17 protein-coding genes and 1 tRNA gene are annotated in these 20,390 nt (G+C 57.6%); 14 read left to right on the top strand and 4 right to left on the bottom strand.

Going from position 1 to position 20,390, the window contains the following annotated elements:
- Positions 1-3: 3 nt before the first annotated feature.
- The 8 genes from ACWHY3_RS05735 to ACWHY3_RS05700 all read left to right on the top strand — a co-directional run bounded on the left by ACWHY3_RS05735 (position 4) and on the right by ACWHY3_RS05700 (position 9,622).
- Positions 4-1,272 (top strand): cytochrome P450, encoded by a 1,269-nt coding sequence (locus tag ACWHY3_RS05735; RefSeq protein WP_332780077.1) that lies wholly within the window; start codon positions 4-6, stop codon positions 1,270-1,272.
- Between the two features lie 195 nt (positions 1,273-1,467).
- Positions 1,468-1,911: a hypothetical protein gene (locus ACWHY3_RS05730; RefSeq protein WP_448127807.1), complete on the top strand. Its 444-nt coding sequence runs from the start codon at positions 1,468-1,470 to the stop codon at positions 1,909-1,911.
- Between the two features lie 333 nt (positions 1,912-2,244).
- A complete protein-coding gene (gene fdhF / locus ACWHY3_RS05725; protein WP_448127806.1) occupies positions 2,245-5,211 on the top strand; it encodes a formate dehydrogenase subunit alpha in 2,967 nt (988 codons plus the stop codon).
- Positions 5,211-5,702, top strand: coding sequence for a hypothetical protein (locus ACWHY3_RS05720; RefSeq protein WP_087720026.1), 492 nt, complete (start codon positions 5,211-5,213; stop codon positions 5,700-5,702). The genes fdhF and ACWHY3_RS05720 overlap by 1 nt, the downstream gene beginning before the upstream one ends.
- Positions 5,703-5,753: 51 nt before the next feature.
- Positions 5,754-7,106 (top strand): cytochrome ubiquinol oxidase subunit I, encoded by a 1,353-nt coding sequence (locus tag ACWHY3_RS05715; RefSeq protein ID WP_087720025.1) that lies wholly within the window; start codon positions 5,754-5,756, stop codon positions 7,104-7,106.
- A complete protein-coding gene (locus tag ACWHY3_RS05710) occupies positions 7,106-8,059 on the top strand; it encodes a cytochrome d ubiquinol oxidase subunit II (RefSeq protein WP_087720024.1) in 954 nt (317 codons plus the stop codon). Before ACWHY3_RS05715 ends, ACWHY3_RS05710 begins: the two co-directional genes overlap by 1 nt.
- Before the next feature lie 341 nt (positions 8,060-8,400).
- Positions 8,401-8,715, top strand: coding sequence for a hypothetical protein (locus tag ACWHY3_RS05705; protein ID WP_087720023.1), 315 nt, complete (start codon positions 8,401-8,403; stop codon positions 8,713-8,715).
- A gap of 76 nt (positions 8,716-8,791) precedes the next feature.
- Entirely contained in the window at positions 8,792-9,622 is an 831-nt protein-coding gene (locus ACWHY3_RS05700; RefSeq protein WP_087720022.1) for an MBL fold metallo-hydrolase, read from the top strand.
- Positions 9,623-9,693: 71 nt separating this feature from the next.
- Here the strand turns inward: ACWHY3_RS05700 and ACWHY3_RS05695 are convergent, their stop codons facing one another.
- A complete protein-coding gene (locus ACWHY3_RS05695; protein ID WP_448127805.1) occupies positions 9,694-10,164 on the bottom strand; it encodes a universal stress protein in 471 nt (156 codons plus the stop codon).
- A 332-nt stretch (positions 10,165-10,496) separates the two neighbouring features.
- Here ACWHY3_RS05695 and greB point away from each other — a divergent pair, with 332 nt between their 5' ends.
- Positions 10,497-11,036, top strand: coding sequence for a transcription elongation factor GreB (greB, locus tag ACWHY3_RS05690; RefSeq protein WP_087720020.1), 540 nt, complete (start codon positions 10,497-10,499; stop codon positions 11,034-11,036).
- A 124-nt stretch (positions 11,037-11,160) separates the two neighbouring features.
- Positions 11,161-12,402 carry an EAL and HDOD domain-containing protein gene (locus ACWHY3_RS05685; protein WP_087720019.1) on the top strand — a complete coding sequence of 414 codons (1,242 nt, stop codon included), beginning with the start codon at positions 11,161-11,163 and terminating at the stop codon, positions 12,400-12,402.
- Here ACWHY3_RS05685 and ACWHY3_RS05680 read toward each other — a convergent pair.
- Entirely contained in the window at positions 12,386-14,092 is a 1,707-nt protein-coding gene (locus ACWHY3_RS05680) for a methyltransferase (RefSeq protein WP_448127804.1), read from the bottom strand. The two genes, ACWHY3_RS05685 and ACWHY3_RS05680, sit on opposite strands and share 17 nt — an antisense overlap.
- A 170-nt stretch (positions 14,093-14,262) precedes the next feature.
- On the opposite strand from ACWHY3_RS05680, the gene ACWHY3_RS05675 reads away from it, so the two are divergent.
- Positions 14,263-14,339: transfer RNA gene (locus ACWHY3_RS05675), tRNA-Arg, on the top strand.
- Positions 14,340-14,429: 90 nt separating this feature from the next.
- Here the strand turns inward: ACWHY3_RS05675 and ACWHY3_RS05670 are convergent.
- A protein-coding gene (locus tag ACWHY3_RS05670; RefSeq protein ID WP_110650779.1) for an IS5 family transposase occupies positions 14,430-15,289 on the bottom strand; the annotation gives its coding sequence in 2 pieces (ribosomal slippage) (positions 14,430-14,920 and positions 14,920-15,289; 861 coding nt in all).
- An 808-nt stretch (positions 15,290-16,097) separates the two neighbouring features.
- Between ACWHY3_RS05670 and ACWHY3_RS05665 the strand changes: the two genes are divergently transcribed.
- Positions 16,098-16,820, top strand: coding sequence for an SIR2 family protein (locus tag ACWHY3_RS05665; RefSeq protein WP_448127803.1), 723 nt, complete (start codon positions 16,098-16,100; stop codon positions 16,818-16,820).
- A gap of 4 nt (positions 16,821-16,824) precedes the next feature.
- On the opposite strand, the gene ACWHY3_RS05660 is transcribed toward ACWHY3_RS05665, so the two are convergent.
- Positions 16,825-17,840, bottom strand: a protein-coding gene (locus ACWHY3_RS05660) for an IS630 family transposase (protein ID WP_144408607.1) whose coding sequence is annotated in 2 segments (ribosomal slippage) — positions 16,825-17,451 and positions 17,454-17,840 — 1,014 coding nt in all. Because the reading frame shifts where the segments join, the coding sequence is not laid out codon by codon here.
- A gap of 10 nt (positions 17,841-17,850) precedes the next feature.
- Between ACWHY3_RS05660 and ACWHY3_RS05655 the strand changes: the two genes are divergently transcribed.
- Together ACWHY3_RS05655 and ACWHY3_RS05650 are read left to right on the top strand one after the other, a co-directional pair.
- The gene (locus tag ACWHY3_RS05655) at positions 17,851-18,354 is read left to right on the top strand and encodes an SIR2 family protein (RefSeq protein ID WP_448127802.1); all 504 of its coding nucleotides are present in this window, start codon (positions 17,851-17,853) and stop codon (positions 18,352-18,354) included.
- 2 nt (positions 18,355-18,356) lie between these two features.
- Positions 18,357-20,198 (top strand): ATP-binding protein, encoded by a 1,842-nt coding sequence (locus ACWHY3_RS05650; protein ID WP_448127801.1) that lies wholly within the window; start codon positions 18,357-18,359, stop codon positions 20,196-20,198.
- Positions 20,199-20,390 lie beyond the last annotated feature (192 nt).

Raw genomic sequence — 20,390 nt, 5'->3', positions numbered from 1 at the left:
TGAATGAGCCGCTACCAGGAAGCTCCCCGGGCAAACCGGGACTGTACGCTCGCGTTGATTCAGGAAGGGTACGGCTATATCGGATCGCAGTGCGATCGGCTGGGTAGCGATGTATTCCGTTCCCGGCTCATGTTGCAGAAGACCCTGTTCCTGCGGGGCGAGGAAGCCGCCCGGCTGTTCTACGACCAGGATCGCCTGACCCGAGAGCAGGCGGCTCCCAAACGGATGCAGAAGACGCTCTTTGGCGTCGGCGGCGTCCAGGGGCTCGAGGGCGAATCCCATCGGCGCCGCAAGGCGATGTTTCTCGCCTTCATGTCCCAGGCGCGAATCGACGACCTGCTCCATCTCGTCGAGCAGTCCTGGCAGGCGCGAATGCCCCACTGGCAATCCGGTGCGTCTCTCGTATTGCTGGACGAGTTCCATCAAATGCTCTGTCGCGCCGCCTGCGACTGGTGCGGTATCGCACTGAAAGAGAAGCATGTGGCGGGGTTGACGCAAAGTCTCGTGCTGATGATAGAGGGTGGAGGCAGCGTCGGCCCCAAGCACTGGAAAGCCCGTCGCGCCCGCCACCGGACCGAAAACACCTTGATGTCGATGATCGATGACTATCGGCGGCGCCCCGAATCGGTCGATCCCGCTCTCCCCCTGCCCGCCTTTGCCGACTTCCGGGACGAGACTGGCGCACGACTCCCCAGCCGTATCGTGGCCGTCGAGCTTCTCAATTTGATCCGTCCGATCGTGGCCGTCGCGCGCTACATGGTCTTCACCGTGCTGGCGATGCATGAGCATCCCGACAGCCTCGCAAAGCTGCAGCAGACGGCCGAAAGGAGCGCCTACCGCCGTGGCTTCATCGAGGAGGTTCGGCGCTACTATCCCTTCTTTCCCTTCCTGATCGCGCGAGTCAGGCAGGATTTCGTCTGGCGTGACTACCGTTTCCATCACGGCTGGCAAGTCGTGCTGGACCTTTACGGCACCAACCACGACCCCAACCGCTGGGACGAACCCGATCGATTCCTGCCGGAGCGCTTCGAGCAGGAAAGCGAAGACTGCCATCGCTTCGCCACGATCCCGCAAGGCGGCGGCGAGTACGCCACCGGACACCGCTGCCCCGGGGAGTGGATCACGCTGGCGCTGATGGACTTGACCCTCGACAAGTTCGCGCATCAATTACGCTATCGCGTCCCGGACCAGGACCTTTCGATAGCTCTGACCCGCATGCCCGCCAATCCGCGTAGTGGGCTCGTCATTGACCGAGTCGACCGCATCGACTGAAGTCCGATACCCGCCAACGACGATGCCCCAGGCGCCTCAGGCGCGAAAGCGGCGGGTACTGTCCTGGCGTGCTTTCGAGCACATGTGCTCCCTTTTGCCATCCATTAGCAAAACTAATCCATGTTATGGTTATCTCATGATCTGAAACTATCATTAAATTTCGCCAATTAGCCAATCTCTTTTGATAGAGCTTTCATGAAATATGCCATCCAAGTATCAAAAGACAAAGCTGGCTATATCGCATTATGCCGAGAGTTTCCCAAGTTCGTTGCTACATCGAAATGTCTCGAAGACCTGTCTCAATTGACCGTTAAAAACCTGAGCGCAATCATCAAAGATTGTCTCGCCACGTCAGAGCATATTCCTCACAGCGTGGTGACGGATGAGGCAAGACACATCTGGTATCCTTCCATCAGCATTCGCTTGAAAGTGGCCATCTCGAACGGTCTCATCGACAAAGGCTGGTCGCGGGACGATTTCGCCGGTGCCATGGGATTGACGCTTTCCAGCATGAACAATTTCTTCGATATCGCGGTCAGTACGCGTCTGTCTACCTTCGATAAAGCCTTTCATGTTCTCGGTCTGTATCCCCATCTGGATGTCATCGAATCGCCAGGCGATCTGTTCCTGGATCCGTGAGTCTTTTCCGCTGGCGACCAGACCCAAACGCTGCCTTAATCCAGATCAACGTTCGCCCGTTCGCATCCTCGCCTCTCAGTGAATCCTGACTAGGCTGAGCGTAGCTAAGGAAGCACTGAGTCAATGCCTGCGGACGAGTGATCGAGGGTACGATCGGGAGCGACGCCGGGGCGGGGTTTGCTCGGAGCCCCTGCCCGCCCGCGACAGGCGCCGGTTTCTGCACTCCGTACATCTGGCATTCATCCGTACCCTTGCGCTTGCGCGCCCGCTCATTGATTCAGCGCCTCCTCTTCCTACAAAAGTGCTAAACGACCGTGACCGGGTGGACGAGCAATGGCGCAGTGCAAGCTATATGTCAACGACGAGACGCTGACCGGAGAGTCGGGCGTCTCTCTCGTCGATTTCCTCGAACAAAACGACATCGACATTCCCCATGTCTGTTACCTGAAGACGCTGGGCCCTATTCAGACTTGCGATACCTGCTGGGTGGAGATCGACGGTGAACTCAAGCGTAGTTGTGCCGTGAAGAGCGAAGCGGGCATGACGATTCACACCGACTCTTCGAAGGCAAGAGCCGCCCGAGAAGAGGGGATGGATCGCCTGCTGTCGAAGCACGAACTCTATTGCACGGTATGCGAGAACAACAACGGCGACTGCACCTTGCATAACACGGTCGCCGATATGGGAATCGACATCCAGCGCTACGACTACCAGCGCAAACCCTACCAAAAAGACACTTCCAGCCCGTTCTACACCTACGATCCCGATCAGTGCATTCTCTGCGGTCGCTGTGTCGAAGCGTGTCAGAACATCGAGGTCAACGAGACGCTGTCGATCGATTACAGCATGGAGAACCCGCGGGTGCTGTGGGATGGCGGCGAGCTGATCGACGAATCGAGCTGCGTCCACTGCGGTCACTGCGTCACGGTCTGCCCGTGTAACGCCCTGCTGGAAAACAGCATGCACGAAAACACCGGCCCGTTCACGTTCATGCCCAAGCAGCTCAAGCGCTCGATGATCGATCTGACCAAGCAGGTCGAGAAGACCACCGGTGCCCAGCTGATCACCGGCGTTTCGGTCATGGACATGGAATGGCGCCAGCCGGAGATCAAGCGCACCAAGACCGTCTGCACCTATTGCGGCGTGGGCTGCTCCTTCGAGATGTGGACGCGGGATCGTCATATTCTCAAGATCCAGCCGATGGAAGACGCGCCGGTCAATGGCATCTCGACCTGCATCAAGGGCAAGTTCGCCTGGGACTTCGTCAATTCGGACCGGCGCCTGAAGACGCCGTTGATTCGCGAGAACGGCGCCTTTCGCGAAGCAAGCTGGGAAGAGGCGCTGGATCTGGTGGCACGCCGGCTGCTCGAGGTGCGCGACACCTATGGCTCGGACAGCGTCGGCATCATCGGCTCCAGCAAGGCCAGCAACGAAGAGGCCTACCTGGCGCAAAAGCTGGCCCGACAAATCATCGGCACCAACAACATCGACAATTCGTCGCGCTACTGCCAGAGCCCCGCCTCTACCGGCCTCAAGCGCACCACGGGCTACGGCGCGGATGCCGGCCGGGTCGAGGATCTGCAGCTGGCCGATGTGGTGATCATGGTGGGCAGCAACACCGCCGAGAGTCACCCGGTCATCGCCTCGCGCCTGAAGTCGGCGCACAAGCAGGGCAATCAGAAGCACATCGTCGTCGATACCCGCAAGCACGAGATGGCAGACCGCGCCGACCGCTTCCTGCAGCCGCGAGCCGGGACCGATCTCGCCTGGGTACTGGCGATCACGCGCTATCAGTTCGACCACGGCTACGCCGATCTCGACTTTCTGGAACAGCGCGTCTCCGGCGTGGACGAATTCCGCCGTTCGCTCGAACCCTATACGCTCGAATTCGCCGCCGAGGTCACCGGGCTCTCGCTGGAAACGCTGGCCGAACTGGCGGAAACCGTCGGCCGCGCCGAACGGCTCTGCATCGTCTGGGCGATGGGCATCACCCAGCACGTCCACGGCACGGACACCAGCTCGGCCTTCGCCAACCTGCTGCTGACCACCGGTAACTATGGCCGTCCCGGCACCGGCGGCTACCCCATGCGCGGCCACAACAACGTGCAGGGCGCGAGCGACTTCGGCTGCCTGCGCAACACCTATCCCGGCTACGACTCGGTCACCGACGACGCAGTGCGCGAGCGCTGGGCCAAAGGCTGGGGCGTCGACAAGGAGACGCTCCCCGGCGAGGTGGGCGAAGGCAACTTCCTGATGGTGCAGGCGGCCGACAAGGGCGAGCTCAAGGCGATGTACGTGATGGGCGAGGAGACGGCCTTCTCGGACGCCGATACCAACAACGTTCACGAGGCCTTCAGCAATCTCGATTTTCTCGTCGTCCAGGACATGTTCGTCAGCCGCACGGCGCAGTTCGCCGATGTGGTGCTGCCGGCCTGCCCCAGCGTCGAAAAGGAAGGCACCTTCGTCAACACCGAGCGCCGCATCCAGCGCTTCTATGAAGTCATGCCACCCCTGGGAGACAGCCGCCCCGACTGGCAGATACTGACCGAGCTGGCCAACCGGATGGGCTATGACTGGGATTACAGCCACCCTTCCGACATCATGGCCGAGTGCGCGTCCATCTCGCCGCTCTTTGCCGGCGTCACCTATGAACGCCTGGCCGGCTGGAACTCCCTGCTGTGGCCGGTCGACGCCGATGGCACCGACTCTCCCTACCTTTTCCGCGACTCCTTCCCGCAGGATGACGGCAAGGCCAAGCTCTACGTGGTGGAGTGGCGGCCGCCGGCGGAATCCAACGACGACGACTACCCGTTCATGCTCGATAACGGCCGCCTGCTGGAGCACTTCCAGAGCATGAACCAGAGCGGCCAGACGGTAGGCACCCTGGAGCAGGTTCCCGAGTGGTTCGTCGAGGTCGGCGAGGACACGGCCCGCGAGATGGATCTCGAAGACGGTAGCTGGGTCCGCGTCTCGTCCCGACGCGGCAGCCTGGAGGTGAAGGTCTGCGTCACCGATCGGGTAAGCGGCCATACGCTGTTCATGCCGATTCACCAGGGCAAGCCGGGCCTGAACCTGCTGACGGGCGAACACCACGACCCTGATGTCGACACGCCGGCCTACAAGGAAACCGCGGTCAGGCTGGAACCGCTGCCCCGAGAGAAAGGCGAACCGCCCCTCCCCCGCAACAACTTTCGCTACGGCCACCGCACGCCGATCGACGGCGTCCCGGTCGAGGTCAAGTGGATGCAGGAGGACTATCGTCAGCCACCGCAACACCAATCGCATCCGGAGAAGAGCTGATGGCAGAACGTATCGACTACACGCCACCGCCCAACGGCGATCTCGATCCCAGTGCCCAGCAGGAGTGGGAACGCCTGCTCGAGGGCCTACACGAGCATGGCTTCCTGCGCTTTGCCAACGATCTGGTCCGCAGCAATACCCAGCTGGCGCAGATACTCACCAACGCGCTCAGCCGCGAGGGGTCGCTGAATGCCATTCAGAACCTCTCTTCACTACTGATCGCGCTTTCCAGCATTCCGCCCGGGCAGTTCCACAAGACGGTCTACGCCGCGCGGGATGCGTTCGTCGCCATGGAGACGGAGGTTCGCTCGGAGCGTGAACACGACAAGGCGCCCGGCTTCAGCGGCGCCTTCCGTCTGCTCAAGGACGAAGAGCTGTGGCACGCGCTGACGCCCTTGATCGGCGGGCTGAAGACATTCACCGAGCGTCTGGATCGCGATGTCGAACGGCCGGTTTCCGACCGCACGGGCAAGCCCAGCGACTTTCAATAGGCGACCGATCAATAGGCGGCCGATGCGCCGCTCCTGAAAGGGTAACCAGCCATGTTCTCGTTGGACACGCTCGATCTCGCACGTCTGCAGTTCGCCAGCACCCTGCTGTTCCACATCATCTTTCTGGCACTGAGCATCGGCCTGTCCACCTACCTCGCCTTTCTGCGCTGCATGGCGGCGTGGAAAGGCGATGCGGTCTACATGGCGCTGTACCACTACTGGTTGCCCCACTTCACCGCCAACTATGGCGCCGGCGTGGTATCCGGCGTGGTCATGGCCTTCGAGCTGGGGCTCAACTGGCAGGGGTTTACCCGCGCCGCCGGCGGCATCAACGGGGTGCTGCTGAGCTACGAAGTGGTGACGGCGTTCTTCCTGGAGGCGACGTTCTTCGGCCTGATGATCTTCGGCGAAGGCAAGATCGGCACCCGCATGCACTGCTTCTCGGCGATCATGGTGGCTGTGGGCGCCTATCTCTCCTCGTTCTGGATCCTCGCTTCCAACAGCTGGATGCAGACGCCGGCAGGCTACGGGCGCGATGGCAGCACCTTCATCCCCGTCGACTGGTTCCAGGTGATCTTCAGCCCCTCCTCGATCTACCGTCTCGTCCACATGTCGCTGGCCGCGATGATCGCCACTGCCTTCGTCGTGGCCGCCATCGCGGCCTGGCACCTGCTCAAGGACCGCACCGACCCCGTCTCCCGCAAGATGCTGTCGATGGCGCTGTGGATGCTGACCTTCGTGGTGCCGCTGCAGATCGTGGCGGGCGATCTCCACGGGCTGAATACGCTCGAGAACCAGCCGGTCAAGGTGGCGGCCATGGAGGCCTACTGGGAGCACAAGCCGGAGCGCGGCGGCATGCCGATGGTCGTTGCCGCCTGGCCGGACAGCGACAGCGAGAGCAACCGCTTCGTATTGGAAATTCCCCGGCTCAGCAGCCTCTATCTCACCCACAGCCTGACGGAAAAGATCCAGCCGCTGACGGACTGGCCCGAGGCGGAACGCCCCAACGTGCCGCTGGTCTTCTGGTCCTTCCGGCTCATGGTCTATACCGGCTTCACCATGCTCGGCATCGTCGCGGTGTCGCTCTATCTCCGCCACCGACGGTCGCTTTTCGATGCCCGCTGGTTCCTGCGGGCGATGACCCTGACCCTGCCGGTGGGCCTCATCGCCATCGAGGCCGGCTGGATCACCACCGAAGCCGGCCGCCAGCCCTGGATCATCTACGGCGAGATGACGACACAGGAAGCCGTGACGCCCTATGGCACCTGGCAGCTCATCTCGAGCCTCGCCGTGCTGTGGACGATCTACACGCTGGTGTCCGGGGCGGGAACCTACCTGTTCTTCAAGCTCACGCGGCGTTCACCGCGCGCCATGTTGGCGAAAGACGATAACGGGGCCTCCTGATGGATACGCTGGCAACGGTACTCTACATCCTGATCGCCCTGGCGCTTTCCATCTACTTCCTGCTGGATGGCTACACGCTGGGTGTGGGCCTGAACATGCCCTTTCTCGGCCACAAGCAGGTTCGGGAACACGCCATCCATTCCGTCATCCCGTTCTGGGATGCCAACCAGACCTGGCTGGTCTTCGCGGTTTCGGCGCTGTACGGCGCCTTTCCGGCGCTCTATTCGACGATACTGCCAGCCTTCTACATCGAGATCGTCGTGCTGCTGATGCTGCTGTTCGTGCGCGGCATCGTGTTCGAATTCTATGAAAAGTTCTCGCGCCCTGCGCTCTTCCAGACACTGCTGTTTCTGACCGCCCTGGCCGCCGCCTATCTCCAGGGCGCCATCGCCACGCAGCTTCTCATGGGCCAGGGGCTCTCGGACGAACCTGGCCATGGCGACATCTGGCAATATGAAAGCGCCCTTGGCGGCGCCGTGTTCATCCTGGGCTATGCCGTGCTGGGCAGTGCCTGGCTGCGCATGACAATCTCCCAGACTAGCACCGGCAAGCAGTCGGCCTACCGCCTGACGCTGGGCATCGTGGCGCTCCTCATGCTCGTTCTCTGGATCGTCGTCTGTCTGATCGAGCAGCCGCTGCTCGCCTCTCGGGTAGGAGAACGAGGCGGCATCATCGCCGGGCTCTCCGCCGTCGGCTTTGTGGGCGCCGTACTCGTCAGACGTCTTACCAATAACCGTACGGCATCCTTTTTATGGGCCGCGTGCTCGGTGTTGCTGTTGACCTCGATCGTCTATGTCTGTATCTACCCCGATCTCCTGATCGGCAGTCCGGCGGAGGAAGGCGCGATTGCCTCGCATGCCAGCCTGCTGTTCCTCCTGGTCGGACTCGCGATAGCGCTGCCACTGATCGTGACCTACACCCTGTACAGCTATCGCTCTCTCCTGAAGTCTTGAGGCAGTCGGCAAACCAGCATCCACATGGCGTCAGACTGTGCCTGACCTGATAAAAGTATCAGCTTTTCGGCACGGTTATCTTCCCGATCAGGGGCCAGCCATTCGCGGGTAAATTCAGCGCTGCCATGAACAAAACAATGCCGAAAGCGGCCTCTTCGTCTTCAACATCGAGCAACGCATTTTAGCGATGCTTCGATATGAATAAGGGAATACGTCCTTCGATCCCCCTTCGATCCATGAGGATTGTTGATGCCGATTAATCATGCCCGCTGCATCAGCTTTAAACTGGAGACAAACTGACCGATTCTGTCTCGGGAATGTCTTCACTCAGGAGCAACGTGATGAACCGACAGACGGATGGGTCCAAAGGGACTGAAACAGAGCGTCAGCAAGCCAAGAAGGCGATGGACAAGGATACCCCCAATGCTGCCGAAGGCCGTAAAGCGGCACAATCCCATCACGAGGAGCCGACACCCTATCGCCCGGATGAAAACGTCGATAATCAAAAGTCTGCCAAGTCACGGCATACGCCCCACCATAACGACACGGTGAAGGAGACGCCCGTTCCTGGCGCCCAGCTCGCCAAGGAGAAGAAGGCCCACAAGTCCAACATCAATGACAAGGCCGATAAAGCGGACCCCAAGGCGAGCGGCTAGCGAATCTTGGCGCGCCTTCTTATAGAACCGAGTCGAATCGAGTCGAGTCATCCCGTCGTCCAGCACGAGATAAGCCATGAACGAAGAAACCCGTCAGAATCTTGCCCTGGGCCTGATATCAGTCCGCGATAATCAAAGTTCTCCGGTAGCACCCGGCGTGACGCAACTGACGCTCAAGTTTGTCAATATCTGCTTCGTGGCGGAGCCAAGCCAGGATCGCTGGGTGCTGGTCGATGCTGCGCTCCCCAGGCAAGAGGGAAAAATCATCGCCTGGGCCAAACGGCTCTTCGGCGATCGGGCACCCGCGGCAATCATCCTGACACATGGCCACTTCGACCATATCGGCTCGGCGCTGGCGCTCAGTCGCCACTGGCAGGTGCCGCTGTACGCGCATGCGCTGGAGTTCCCGTATCTGACCGGCTCGATGCCTTATCCACCAGCGGACGCCTCGGCGGGAGGCGGCGTCATCTCGCGCCTCTCCCCGCTGTTCTCGCGAGGCCCTTATCATTTCAACGACGTTCTCTCTCCGCTACCGGAGGACGGCTCGGTTCCCGGGCTGGATTCTTGGCGCTGGCTGGCGACGCCGGGCCATTCGCCGGGGCATGTCTCGCTATTCAGGCAGGAAGACAAGACGTTGATCGCGGGGGATGCCTTCGTGACCGTACAGCAGGAATCTCTCGGCCAGGTCATCCTGCAACGGGCCAAACTGAGCGGGCCACCGCGCTACTTCACCCACGACTGGAGGCAGGCCTTCGAGTCCATCAGGCGACTCGCGAAGCTGTCACCGGCGATGGCGACGACGGGTCATGGCCCGCCGGTCGGTGGTGCCCTTCTGACCAACGGGCTGGAGCACATTCTCAACCATTTCCATGCCGATCACATGCCGAAGCATACGTTCATGCACTAATTTGTCGAGAATCTGCCGAGCCGGGACTGCGTCATCGGTCCCGGTTCCGCGAGCCAGGCGAGTCAAATGCGTTAGGTGTCAGATGAGCCAGGCGAGTACTCCAGGACGACGTTCTCCTCTTCATCCACGATCGTCAATTTACAGGGCGTCGACTTCTTGACCTTGCCGATCATCCCTTCCCATTTCGGGGAGGATTTCGACGTACCCATGATGATCGTATCGACCTCCAGCCGCCGGGCCTCTTCAGCGATCGTCTCGGAAAGCTTCCCAGCCTTTACGACGAAATTCACGGCCGCCATGGGTTCGTTCAAACGGTCCCACCGAGCTTCCAGAAACGCTTCGGCACGCGCGACGTCTTCTTTGTCCAGAGTATGCGTAGCGGCGCCTGTCGCAGCGCCCAGAACATCCCCCGTCTCGCTGGGCTCGACGACATGCAGCAGATAAAGTCGAGTATGTTCATGTTGGGCAATGCCTCTCGCCCTTCGCAAAGCCGCCATGGATGCCGGATTTTTTCCCATGGGAATGAGGATCGAATTTTGCATTGTCGCCTCTCGTTGTCATCTCGTTATCGAGTATAGCGAGCGTCCTTTCCTCCTCGTTAATCCGGATTAACCGCATAAAACCCTTCCCCGCTTTCCGTTACGCTTCGGCACACACCACGACGCCATTCGCCACGGCGACTTCCTGTCGCTACGGTTCTGCTTCCGTTTGCTACTGCCCGCTGCAACCCATACCGGCAGCCACGGAGCATTGCTCGACTGACGAGGCCTGGCTCGGCCAACGTCTCGCGGGCCGAGGGTATCGCCGTGCTCGTGGTGGTGGTCGGCGGATTCACGTTACGCTATCCGGATCTTCAGGCATCGAGAGACGTCTTATGCAAGGCCGAAACATGACGCGCTGGCGCGATCCCAAGAAAGACCCGCGTCAGGAAAAGAAAAGCAACCTGATCACCCCGCAGGGATTCGATCGACTGCAGGGCATCCACGACCATCTGTCACGTGTCAAACGGCCCCAGCTATCGGCGAAAGTCGGTGAGGCCGCCGCCCTGGGCGACCGTAGCGAAAACGCGGATTACACCTACAACAAGAAAGAGCTCAATCGCGTCATCGCACGGATTCGTTACCTGCGTAAACGCCTGGACGAGCTGCAGGTCGTCGACCGTTTGCCGGCCGATACCGGCAAGGTCTACTTCGGTGCCTACGTGACGCTGGAAGACGACGAGGGCGAAGAACTGTCGATACGCCTGGTCGGCCACGACGAGACCGATACCGACAAGCACTGGATCAGCGTCGACGCCCCCCTCGCCCGGGCATTGCTGGGGAAAGGGCTCGATGATGATGTCGTGGTCGCTGCACCGGGTGGCGAGACCCACTATATCGTGACCGACATCGCCTACTCGGATCGCGACCATTGAAACGAGAAGACGCCGAAAAAGCACCGGTAATTCAACAAATCCCCGAGGCGGTCGATAGAGGGTCAAAGGGCCAGCCAAACCTGGCCCGACAGATCAAAATGACAGGGACCCACTGAGGACAGCCATGCCGAACGCCTCCGAATCTCCAGCAACCTCGGTGTTGTTCGCACGGCAGCCGATCTTCGATGCCTCGCTCGAAATCGTCGCCTTCGAGTTGCTGTTTCGGCCAACCGATGGCGGGCCGATGCCGATATCATTCGATGGCAACCGAGCGACCAGCACGGTCTTGCTGAATGCCTTCACCCAGAGCGATCTGGAGACGGTCAGTCAAGGGAAGCCGCTGTACGTCAATTTTACCGCGACGACGCTGCGCGATGACCTGCCATTCGACCCTGCCTGCCTGGTCATCGAGCTACTCGAGGACATTCCGTTCGACGACGCCATCCGTGACCGACTGGTGCTGCTACGCCAGCAAGGCTTCACCATCGCCCTGGATGACTACGCCGAGGAGGATATCGAGCATCCTTATCTTCCCCTCGTGGATATCGTCAAGCTCGAATATCCACACTACTGCGACGATGCATTCGAGCGTATCGTGCAGCAGCTACGTCAACGCTATCCGCATCTCAAGATACTGGCCGAAAAGCTGGAGACGGCAACCGAGCTCAGCTGCTGCCAGCGTGCCGGTTGCGATCTGTTCCAAGGCTACTTTCTCGCCCGCCCCCAGATCATTCACGGCGCCACGTTGGTCACCGACCGCATCGCCATACTCAAACTCATCGCCACGCTCAGCAAGCCGGACGTGAGCGTGCGCGAGATATCCACCGCCATCGAGTACGACCCTACGCTTGGCGTGCGTCTACTCAGGCTGGTCAACAACACCAAACAACGCCAGGCCGATATCACCTCCCTGGAGCAAGCCGTTGGCCTGGTCGGCCCGCAACGCATCCGCAGTCTGGCGACGCTGTTGGCACTGTCCGAGATGGAAGACAAGCCGGAGTCACTGCCGCAGTCGGCGCTGGCGCGCGCCTGCCTGTGTCGGGAACTCGCGGCGGGCGATCCCGCGCTGGCCGAGAAAGCCTTCATCTCGGGCCTGTTTTCCTACCTGGAGGCCTTCTTCGATCGCCCACTGGTGGAACTCGTCGAGTCGCTGCCGCTGCACGCGTCGATCACCAGAGCACTGCTGACCCGCGCCGGCCCGGTGGGCGCGCTGCTGGAGACCGCCATCCGGCTGGAAAGCGAGTCATGGGACGAAATTACCTGGCCTCGGCTGCAGTTGATCGGCATTCAGGCCGAAGACGTCCGGGCCGCCGATCGGCGCGCTCGCCAGACGGCCCGAGAGCTACAGGCTAACGCCAGGCCTTGATGGCGCGATAGACGCGAAAGCGCCGGTTGTCGGCCAGGATCTCGAAGCTGCCAAATGCGGCCTCGAGCCAGTCCGGGTACGGCAGAAACGCATTGGCGACCAGCGTCAGGCTGCCGCCATCGACCAGATGCGCCGGCGCCTCGCGGATCAGTCGCTCGGCGGGGCCGTAATCGACCGCACGCTGCTGATGGAACGGCGGATTGCTGACGATGGCCTCGAAGGTGCCCTCCAACTGGCGGTAGACATCGCTCTGAACGACCGTGCCGGTCAACCGATTCGCCGCCAGCGTGCGATGCGTCGCCTCGACCGCGAACTCGTTGATGTCCACCGCGGTGACCTCGCAGCCCTGCCGTGCCAGCCACGCCGCCAGGATGCCGTCGCCGCAGCCGACATCCAGCGCGCGCAGCGATGCATTGCCGCGCGCCGGTAACGGCGACTGCTGCAACGCCTCCATCAACAGCCGCGTGCCCTCGTCGAGTTTGCCGTGACCGAAGACGCCGGGATGCGTCGCCAGCGTCAGCCCCTCTGCCGTGAACGTCTGCCAGACCGCATCCGGATCGCGAACGGGCTCGACCGTGCGGGTGGCGAACAGCGTACAGCGACGCGCCGTATCCAGCTTGCGGCATTCCTGCTGAAAGCCTTCCAGTATTTTCGGCACACGCTTGATGCCGCCCTGATTCTCGCCGACGACCTGCAGCGGCGTGCCAGCCGGCAAAGACGCATTCAGTGCCGCCAGCCACCATTCCCCCAGGGCATGGCTCTTGGGCCAGAACAGTACCGCGCCCGGCACCTCGGCCGGCGGCGCGCTCAGGGCGCCGTAGGCCGGTCGCCCGGCCTGGCGCCAGGCGTCGCAGACATCCAGCTCCGCGCTCCAGACGCTGCCCTCGCCGGACTCGAGCCAGCCATCGCGGGGCGGCGCCACCCACAGCCAGCCGCGATAATCCGCGTCCTGCCGGGCAAGCAGTTGACACGCCGGGGGTTGCGTCGACATCAGAACGTCTCCTCTGGGCCCGCGCTGTCGGCGTGCCGAATGATGTAGTGAAGGTAGCGCCCCAGGCGCCAGTGGGGCTCGACCTGGCAGTAGCGCTTCTCGAGCTCGATGATCGTCTCGAGCCGTTCTTCGCTCGGCGAGCGTTCCCGCAGGTAGTCGTGAAAGATCCGGATACCGGCAACGCTTTCGATCACCAGCCCCTCTTCCCGACACCAGCGTTCGATATCGGCATGCGTCAGCGGCGAGATCGGCGTCAACCGCCAGACGCGGCTGGGCCAGCCACTCCAGCACCGCGTGACACACGACCAGCGGCCATGGCCCCGGCGCCAGCTCCGGCAACGCCTGAATCGGCGCCTGCAGCGCTTGGATGGGCAACTCGCCGAACTCGGCACGCGCACACGCCAGCATCTCCGCGGAAGGCTCCGCCAAGGTGACACAATGCCCCCGCTCGGCCAGCCAAACGCTCATCTGGCCGAGGCCGCCGCCTACATCCAGCGCGGGGGTGCCGTCCTGCGGCAACGAGCGCGACAGCACCTGATCGAGCACCGCCAGGCGGATCTGGCCGCGCGACGTGGCGTAGAGGCTGTTGGCGAACTTGTCGGCCAGGCCGTCGAAGATCCGGTCCTGCCCCACGGGGATATCGTTGCCGTGTCGCGGGCTCGCGGCGGGCAGCTCGGAAGCGTCATCAGAACTAGGCATGAGATAGGAATGGCTCGAATCGGAAAGGCGGCATTGTACCAATGCCAACGCAGAGCGTCCCGACGCAATGGCTCCAGCGGGTTTATCTCGGCGAATCCGGCGCTTATACTATGCGCCGCTCGAGACACATGCTTCGCTCGACGAACAGCGGTAGTGCTGACCCGCCTCCCGCCCCCATAGCTCAGCTGGATAGAGCGGTCCCCTCCTAAGGGACAGGTCTCAGGTTCGAATCCTGATGGGGGCACCAAAACCTTTTTCCCCATGTTCCCTGGAACGCCATAAAGCGCCTAAATCATGGCGTTACGCTCATTTTCTGCCCCCGGCATTTCCGATCGTCCTACGCTCTGTCTGAAAAATAGACCCGTAAACAGCGCTCGATGCAGGCCAGCGTGACCATGGCACGGTAACTTTTTGCCAGCTTGTCGTAGCGAGTACAAAGTCGCCGCTTTTCCTTCATCCAGCCAAATAGACGCTCTATCACATTGCGACGCCGATAACGCGGGCGCTCGAACAGGCGGGGTAGTCCTGGCTTGGGGCGACGGTGCATCTGTCGGTGCCGGATCGTCGGTCGTATTCCGTACCGGTCGCAGTAGCGACGCAATCGATCACTATCGTAACCTCGGTCGGCCAGCAGATGGCGGCAGCGCTTGCGGGGACGTCCCGTATGACCTGGCAAGCGGATCTGCTCCATGACAGGAACGAGATAGCGTGAATCGGCATGCTGACCAGGCGATAGCAGGAAGCTCAGGGGAACGCCATTGGCATCGCAAACCAGGTGAATCTTGGTGGTCAGGCCGCCTCGGCTTCGTCCAAGCGCATGGCCTACCCGTTCTCCAGAGCCCCTTTTTTACTGCCACCAGCGGCAGAGCGAGTCGCTCGAATCGAGGTGGAGTCCACCATCCAGGTATCGAGATCCATGTAACCATCTTCCCGAAGCTTCAGGTGAAGGCGTGACAGGCTGCGTTCGAGTGTGCCGTCATCTCGCCACTGACGAAAGCGCTGGTAGACCGTTTTCCATGGGCCGAAGCGTTCGGGCAGATCCCGCCATTTGGCGCCGGAACAGAGGATCCAGAAGATGCCGTTGAGCATCTGCCGGTCATCGCGGCGTGGGCGTCCACGCCCAGCGGGCGTGCCAGGCGAAACGATATCTTCAATCAATGTCCAACCCTGATCGGAAATCTCGTAACGTCCTGCCATGACAATACCTCCAAGCCTGAGGGAGGAAAGGCTAGCAAGACATCATTTTTCAGACAAAGCGTAGGTGCTGTCTGAAAAGTCGACGAGCGAAGGCCAGGCAAGGCAAAAATCGGCGAAAACGCGGAATTTACAGGGTGTAAATGAGCATTTTGAGCCGATTTTTAACGCCGCATGGGCGAGCGCAGTACTTTTCAGACAGTGCCTAGAATCCGATACGCGAATGCTCTAGGGAATACCTCTGGTCGATTTCCCTCGTACGCCAGCCACCACGCCCTATGAAAGACCGAAACCACCAAGCCTAACCCCACAAGCAATCGCCCCGTCAATCAGACAGACGCGCCATGCGCTATTCGTGGCTGAAACGGAAGGGCATCGTTCAAGCATGGCCTTCGCATGCCGATAGGAAAAGAAAGGTTCCCGGGGATCCTTGCGCCCCGCCTGCGCGCTAAATGGGCCGGCTTTGATGCTGCGTTGCGGCGTGCGAGAAGCCGCGTCGGGGCTGAGCTGCGGGAGATTTATAGTGGCAGGGACCGATGCGGAATGATGAGTTTTGCAGCCTATCCAACGAAAGAAGAAAGACGGCGGATAGAAAAGTGAAACAAAGTGTGCCAAATGGATACTAAAGGTATTCCCAACAAACGCTGAGAGAAGAGATCTACACCTGCACCAAGCAGCTATGCCAACAGAATCCGCGTACCAGTAAATTTCAATGTAAGAATAAAAATCATTCAATAGTGCGATCTAACGCATCACCCAGAGCCTAAAGTCTCACTCACCACAACCGCCACTTCAAACAAAGGAGCCATGAATGAATAAACCGATAGACGAGGAACTATTTTCCCAAGTAGAAGAACACTTGAAGTGTAATGAACAAAATTGGCTACTGGGGGCAGGCACCAGCTACGACGCAAACTTGCCTTTAATGTACCCTTTGACAAACAAGGTTAAAAAGGATTTAAAAAACAATAACAATAGATTGTTTGACGAGATAATTACCCCTTTGTTTTCTGAGCTCCCCACTGACTGTCATATTGAGCATGTTCTCAGCCACTTGGGCGACTATGCCGCTTTGGCCGAAAGGAGCAGAGAAAAGAAAACCATCATTAACGGTAACGAAATAGAGCTAGCTAGCCTAGAAGCCGCTCACAACTCTATCTTGGAGTCCATCGCAAATACCATCCGATGTGGTTATAAAGAAGATAACGAAGGAAACACAGTTGATGAAGGATCATTAACTAACCCAATAGTAGACATTGATGCACACTTAGATTTTATTAATACACTTTTCAACCACGCATCCGCAGGGGTTCACGAAAGAAGAAAAACTATAAACATATTCACCACAAACTACGACACTCTATTGGAAGACGCCTTAGCATTAAACAAAATTCCATACTGGGATGGTTTTGCAGGAGGTGCCGTAGCTTATCGCACCCAAAGATACGGAGACCCCGCTCCTTTAAATGGACAGCGTGCGAACTTAATAAAGATGCACGGCTCGATTGATTGGTTCCTGTGTGAAAAAGGGTAAGTGCCTATTCAAAATTAATCGCGTGATCAGTTCCGTAACCACCGAGTAAGCGGTGTACCTCTTCACGTAGACGTTCAAACGAGAGATAGGCACTCAAGGGCAGCCAGGTGTACTTCATCTGCCGCCACAGAATCTCTATCAGATTCAGCTCTGGTGAGTAGGCAGACAGATAGATCAGATGCACACGTTGCGACATCCACTCCACCCTCTTGCGCCTAAAGGCCTTGGAGCGATGCATGCTGGCATTGTCGAGCACCACAACAGCGAAGGTGTCTGGATCCTTCTGGATCACAAACTGGTCAAACGCTTCTATGACCGTTTCCGTGGTCACTGTCTCGGTTGTCGTGTGATAGACCAGTTTTCCGGCTCGGCTTAAGAATCCCAGCACGTTTAGCCTTCGGCTGCGGGAGTAGGCAGTGACTTCCCAGGGCTTGCCGATAGGGCTCCACGCATACGGCACCGACGACGCTTGTGAAAAACCTGATTCATCAAAGTAATAGAGCTCGTGCTCGCCTTGGTCCTCTTGCTCGTGAAGCGCTTTCATCAGGCCTTGCGTTTTGCGAAAGTCCGTTTCGTCACGCTGGGGCTTGAGTGAATGCCGAATGCGCTTGAAGCTATGACCATTTTTTTTTTCAACGCCCGGCGCAGTGTCACCGTGGCGACAGACTTGCCGGTCTCTTCTTGAAAGCGAGCCTGTAAGGCGCGAATCTGATGGGGATGCTCGGCTACCAACGCTTGCAGTCGCTTGTGATCGTGTTCATCGAGGGCGGGTGTTCGTCCACTACGCGGTTTGTCGATGAGACCATCAAAACCGGACACTTCCCATTGCTTGAACCATCGTGATACGGCATCGCGGCGAACCTGAAGTATCTCACTGATTTGGTTAATAGTATGGCCTTGGTCACTCAGTAGAATGGCATGCGCCCGACGACGGAGAGCGCGCTTCTCGCCATGGTGATAGGCGGAGGTCAGCGTCTGTTGTTCAGGTTCAGTGAGAGGGGCAACGAAGCGTTTTTCCATGGTTCTGTCCGTGTCAGAAATCCTGGCATGGATATTACACGAAAACTTTAGATCAGGTACTTATGTATGGCGAGTCAGGAGTAATGACCGCCACCCAAAAACTGACCGTAGAGTCCTAATCTACCCTCAAGCTACAAAATACATTGCCACACAACAGGATCCATTTTCTTCACAATTTGACTTATTCAGAAAGTCTCTAAACTCAACAGAGAGCAACGTTTTAGTTGTCTGCGGCTATAGCTTCGGAGACGACCATATAAATAATGAAATAGAATTCGCCTTGTCTAAAGAAGAAAACAAAACTGTTCTCTTGGCATTCTTAGAATGCCGACACGAAATCCCAGAATGCCTAGAGAAATGGCGCAACTCAAGCTTTGGCCAAAGAATAATGATTGCCTCCTTGCATGGCCTATATATTGCCGATCAAGAACCGGCAAAAAGAATAGCCGAAGATGATTACTGGTGGACATTTAGAGGCGTAACATCAGTTTTGAAAAATGGATGCGGAGTATGAGCATGTTCACACCAACTGATGAATTAAAGATAGGCCAAGTCGTTGAAGTCTCTGGAACTAACATAAAGGTTGAGATATCCGACAAGATATCTGAATTATCCCGAACTTTTAATGGGCGAGTATACCCTATTGGCCAAATAGGCAGCATGGTTAAAATCCATTATGGCCGAAAAATAATTTTTGGCTTAGTAACAATGCTCAGAATGCGGTCAGAAGAACTAATAGAGGCTGGCAAACCAATTAGTGCTGAGACAGATCAGCGTGTAATGGAAGTTCAATTGCTGGCCGAAGGTAGCTGGAACACTTCTGAAGCTAAGCTAACATTCAAGCGAGGAATAAAAACCTATCCATTACCTCAGCAAGGGGTTTTTCTGTTAACAAACGAAGAAGTCGCTAATGTCTACCGTTCCGCAGAAGGTGAAAGAAGCGATAAAATAGACCCACTAGTTCCTTTCGCAGTCTATAGCGCATCTGAGTCTACGGCTTGCAGAGCGAATATCAACAAAATGTTCGGCATGCATTGCGCTGTACTGGGATCCACAGGATCGGGGAAATCTGGCACTGTAGCAGCAATAATTCACAGTGTCCTCTCACACAGAAATAACGAAACAGAACTATCGCCTCAGATAGTAGTTATAGATCCTCATGGCGAATATAGCTCCGCATTTAGAGACCGAGCAGTCCAATATCGAGCATACAATATTGCGGCAGACCAAGATGAAAAAGAAGAAATAAAACTACCCTACTGGTTAATGTCTAGCGATGAATTCACTAACCTAATAATTGGAAAAACTGAATGGAGTGCCACAAGTCAAAATAATGTAGTTCAAAAAGCTCTAGCCCATGCAAGAATGGTAGCAGCAGGAATCGTAAAACCTTGTCCCAGGGAGTTTGGCACAGATACACTTGAGCATTTAGAGAACTTGGATGATCCAAATATTTGTGAAGGCAAAGATATCACAGACATACTGGAATTTGACCGAGACAAGCCTAGACCATTTTGCCTAGAAGAATTCGAATGCCATCTAAGATTTATACAAGGAGGTAGATTCAACCCTAAGTCAAAAACCCATGAAACTATGACTGCCAGTGAATTAGGAAAGTCTCCTGTCCCTTCTGTATTAGACAAACTTAAAGTTATTCGCAGAGATACTCGCCTTTCATTCATGATGAAGTGCTGGGTAGGTGACGACGAAGACACCAAATTACATCACGTTTTGAATCAATTTGTAGGAACGCCTACGCAGGAAAAAAAAGACATTCGCATTATCGATATTTCGGGTCTACCTAATGAAGTCGCAGGCCCTCTTGCCGCACTAATCGCGAGACTCCTTTTTCAATACAAGGTTTTTCAGAACCAACTAGAAAAGCAAAAAGACCCAATTCTTTTAGTATGTGAAGAAGCTCATAGATACGTTCCTGATCATGGCGAAGCTCAGTACGCAGCTGCCCAAGGAGCAATAAGGCGTATTGCGAGAGAGGGACGAAAATATGGAATTGGACTAATGCTGGTTAGCCAAAGACCCGCTGATGTTGACAGCACGGTTATATCACAGTGTGGAACGTGGGTAGTGTTAAGACTTACCAATTCAGCTGATCAACAACATGTTGCACGTTTTTTACCGGATGGGTTATCTGGCATGGTTGGAGCACTGCCAATATTATCTCAGCAGGAAGCAATTTTTGTTGGCGAGGGGGCTGCCCTACCTTCCAGAATCAGAGTTAGGGATTTGAGGAAAGAACAGCTACCTAAATCAAATACTATACCATTTGCTGAAGGTTGGGCTAGTGAACGCTTAGGGCTGCCAGAGCTAGAAGAAATATCGCGGAGAATGTGCAGTTAGTAAAAACGTTATAGCCGAAGCGCTACTACGAAACTTCTGCTGTCACTCTCATATTTTGTGAAACTTAGCATTATATGGGCTAGTTAGAATGTCTGCTCTCGGCGTGAGGGGCCAGCCCTCACGCCTGATTGACATCATTCGGTTAGCAACATGAAGAGCTATCCAGAACCCGTGGTGTAGCTCTTGGTATAT

The organism is Salinicola sp. NYA28a (assembly GCF_976982775.1).
This window is presented reverse-complemented; position numbering and strand designations above follow the sequence as displayed.